Source organism: Streptomyces sp. NPDC093225, from assembly GCF_044753805.1.
In the GTDB taxonomy this organism is placed as follows: Bacteria; Actinomycetota; Actinomycetes; order Streptomycetales; family Streptomycetaceae; genus Streptomyces.
In genome coordinates this window covers 62,172-66,275 of record NZ_JBIVNX010000016.1, presented here as the reverse complement: position 1 = coordinate 66,275, position 4,104 = coordinate 62,172, and the positions used below count along the sequence as shown (strand labels likewise).

Sequence of the window (4,104 nt, the reverse complement as noted above, 5' to 3'; positions counted from 1 at the left end):
GATGGTGGTCTGTACGGCAACTGGTGGGGTGGGGAGGATGCCCATTGGCATGGTTGGGAGAGGGTCGGTCCGGAGAGTTTCGACCCGAGGACGCCGGTTGCCGTGGTGTCTCGCAACGACGACCACATGGAGTTGTTCGCCGTCCGGCCGGACGGCGGTCTGTACGGCAATTCGTGGGGTGGGGAGAACGCCCACTGGCACGGTTGGTACCGGATGGGGGCGGAGACCTTCGACGCGGGCGCGCCTGTTGCTGCCTTGTCGCGTTTCGACGACCACATGGAGGTGTGGGCCGTCCGTCCTGATGGTGGTCTGTACGGCAACTGGTGGGGTGGGGAGGATGCCCATTGGCATGGTTGGGAGAGGGTCGGTCCGGAGAGTTTCGACCCGAGGACGCCCGTTGCCGTGGTGTCTCGCAACGACGACCACATGGAGGTGTTCGCCGTCCGGCCGGACGGCGGTCTGTACGGCAATTCGTGGGGCGGGGAGAACGCCCACTGGCACGGCTGGTACCGGATAGGGGCGGAGACCTTCGACCCGAGGACCCCCATCGCCACGGTCTCCCGGAACGACGACCACATGGAGATCTGGGCCGTCCGGCCGGACGGTGGTGTGTACGGCAACTGGTGGGGTGGGGAGAACGCCCACTGGCAGGGTTGGTATCGCATCCAGACGGGCCACGAGAAGATCGACGTACGGTGGCGTTCCTGGGGTGCGGCTGCCGGGCCCTTCGGCGGACCCACCGGGCCGAAGGAAGACGTCCCCGGCGGGACCGGACTGCGCCAACGGTTCGAGCACGGGGAGATCGCCTCGTCGCCCGACCAGGACATGGTCGTCAGCGTCTTTCGATTGCGCAACGAGGCCTGCTTCGAGTGGTCAAGGCCCCACTTCGAGCACGACTACTTCCGGTACGACATCTCGTACGACCAAGTGAGCCAAGGCCAGGCCGCCATGCAGCACCGGTCGCGGGAGCGTGGCCGGGTTCGGATCTGGGCGCGGCTGCAGGGATTCGGTGAGTACGCCTTCACCGTCAAGAGCTGCACCGAACCGACCCTGGGATCGGACGCGTGCAAGGACTGGTCCGTACCGGTGCGGGCGCACCTCGCGCTGTCCGCCGAAACCCCGGATCCCGGGGGTCCCCATGTCAGTGGCGTGATCGCGGAACGCTGGCACGAGCTCGGCGCCTGGGCCGGTCCTCTCGGCAAGCCGGTCGGCGCGGAGGACCTCAATCCGGACGGAGGCATCCGCAACCAGGAGTTCGAGTACGGCCGTATCTTCACCGCGCCCGCCTTCGGCCCTGGAATGGTCATCGCCGCCTATCAGCGGTGCAACTTCATCGAGGTCAACTGGGGAGGGTCTGACACCGCGTTCAATGAGTTCCGGGTCGAGGTCAACCACAACGGCACCAAGATCCTGGAAGAGGTGGTGGAGGCCGGGCCCCTGCCCGACGAGTGGGCGCGGCCGGGCACCGGATGCGGTCAGTTCCGCCTTCCCGATCCTCCCGGCACAGGGTTCTACACGTTTCGCGTGCACCCCAACATCACGTCGTCGTTCCTTCCGGATCCGCCCTTCGAGGGCTCTCCCTACGGGAGCACACCGGAGATCGGAATCTGGTTCGAACGCAGGGACGCCGAAGACCACATCACCATCGACGTGCCCGCTCTCGACGGCACGCCGGCCGCCGCATACGCCAGCCAAGGCAGTCGTGTGAACTGCATCGCCAGGTACATCGCGCGCGTGAATCCGCTGCTGGTGGGCCACGGGAGATCCGTGGTGGTCGACGAGGACTCCACGATGGCGCTCGTCGCGCATCTGCAGGCACTGGCCGACGACCCGGACTTCCGCGTTCCGGGGGAGTTGCCCGACCACGTCCTTGCCCACGTCTTCCTGAGGCAACTGGACCGGGGGGACGCGCTCGTAGGGACAACGGTCCCGGGAGCGGGGCCCTGGAGCCGCAAAGGCGATTACGACATGGCGCTCAAAGGGCTCATGGTCATCGCCTGCCGTTACCGAAATCTGCTGACCGCGGAAGAACTCGAGTACATCCTGTTGAGGTTCGTGCCCCCCGAACTCGCCGGACCGGTCGACCGCATCATGCATTCGCTCATCTATGTCGAGGTGATCCCGGAAACCGAGAACCACCTCTTGATGATCGAAAGCACCAGGTATCTGGTGAACCAGCTGCTTTTCGAGCTGCTCGGCGACCCGAGGTTCGACAATGTCGCGAACGGCGTGGAAGCCTGGCTGCTCGACTATCTGCACACGATCGCGAAGCACGACTTCCTCGAATTCAACGCACGTCCCTACCAGAGAATGTCCCTGCATGCACTGTTCAACCTCCATGAGTTCGCCAAAGAAGGCAGTGCGATAAAGGCCGCCGCGCAGATTCTGCTCGACTACGTGTTCGTGAAATTCGCCGTCTCCAGTGATCGGGGGCGCCGGGTCGCTCCCTTCCGTCGGTTGCACGAGAACCTCAACCGCCCGGACGAGGACAGGTTCAACCAACTCGTGCGGACCGACAGGGGCGACCAGGTCGCCGAGTTCTCTGCGGCATACACGGGTCCGATCGACCGCGACGGTAAACCCGAGGGGAAGTTCGTCAAAGAGTGGACGTTCGTGCCGCTGATCTCCGGACTGGCCGCGTACCGTCCGCCGCCCGCCGCATACGTGCTCGCGATGACGCCCCCGCCGACTCCGATGCAGCACAGGATCTACCACGGGGTTCGCCCGGAGGTGTACGAGGCGGATGAGCTCGCCGACGGCGGAGTCGAGATCTACTACCGATCGCCGTCGTTCCTCCTGGCAGCCGGAGGCATGTTCCTCAACAGCGGCTACGGCTGGGACGACAATCCCGTCACCCACTACAAGGATGTCGCGGTCGCGCAGGCCACCACCCTGATTCCCACCCGCACAGATCCCACGTTTGTCGAGCTCATTCGATTCGAAAGATACTTCTCAGGAGGCGTGCTCGGGAGGTACTCGGTGAACACGGCCGTTCATCGAGGGTTCGCCTGCGGAGCCAACCTGGCCATTCCGAGATGGTATCTGAGTCAACTCTCCGAGGCCGAACTCCAGGGAAACTGGGCATTTATCGACCTCGGTCCGAACGCTCCGGACGCCGGCCACCGGCTGGGCCTGTACGTTGCCGCGTACCGAACCGCCGCAAAGAACTGGTCAAGTGGATTCTCTATCGTCTCCCCGCTGAATGTCGGATTCCTCTACGCGATCGAATCGACGGCGATCGAGGACTTCGCGACGTTCCAACAGCGCACCCGGGCACGCAATCCGAACCTGAACGCACTCGATGCGCAGAGCCCGCCGGGTGAACTCGATTACGGCGGCACGTACACCTTCAACACGCCGGACGGGAACCCGGATTCGGGGAGTGCCCACGCCTTCACGTTCAGGATCCTGTCCGACGCCTACGAGGACTGGCCCGAGGGTTACCATGTCGGCCCGCCCATGTCGAAGTACGCCACGCGCATCATCTCCATGGACGGACTGCCACTTGCGAACCTCGACTCGCTGCCTCTCGTCGAGGGGCCCTTCCTGAACGTGCCGCGCAACCCGGACGGCAGTGGCGGACACGTCGGACTGGTCGAAGTCCGCCATCCGGGCAGTGAGACCACTCCCCTCGTCCTCGACTTCAGGAACGCACGGAACCCCGTCTACGGAGACAACGCAGGCGCGTGCCCGCAGCCGTGGCTCGACCGTGCCGGTGCACTCGCGGCCTTCGCCTGGAAGCTCAGGCAGGTGGGCAAAGGCAAGGAAGCCGCGGAGGCGATGCTTGACCGGCTCGACATCCTCATGCGGCTCGCGGGCATCGAGCCGGACAAGTACCGGCCGATGGTGGGTGCTGCACTGATCGACCTGCTGACCGGCTTCCGCGCCGGACTGGGGGCCGCCACCGCGTTGTCCATGGCCCGCCGGACGGTGCAGCTGTACGAGGAGTTGGCGGGAATCCGCCCGACCGGCTCGACCGCTCCGGTGGACTATCAGAACCTGACCGCGTTCACGCCCAACCAGTACTGGTACAGCCCTGGCGGGGCCAGCCTGGCCAATGCCCTCTATCAGCTCGCATACACCCACTGGGAAGGGCATGATGCG

Annotated in this window: 1 protein-coding gene; it reads left to right on the top strand. The window is 65.1% G+C overall.

The window, feature by feature from the left end; all coding sequences use genetic code 11:
• Window positions 1–126: 126 nt before the first annotated feature.
• On the top strand, window positions 127–4,104 hold a 3,978-nt coding region (locus tag ACIQCH_RS17080; RefSeq protein WP_402581549.1), incomplete at its 3' end, for a hypothetical protein.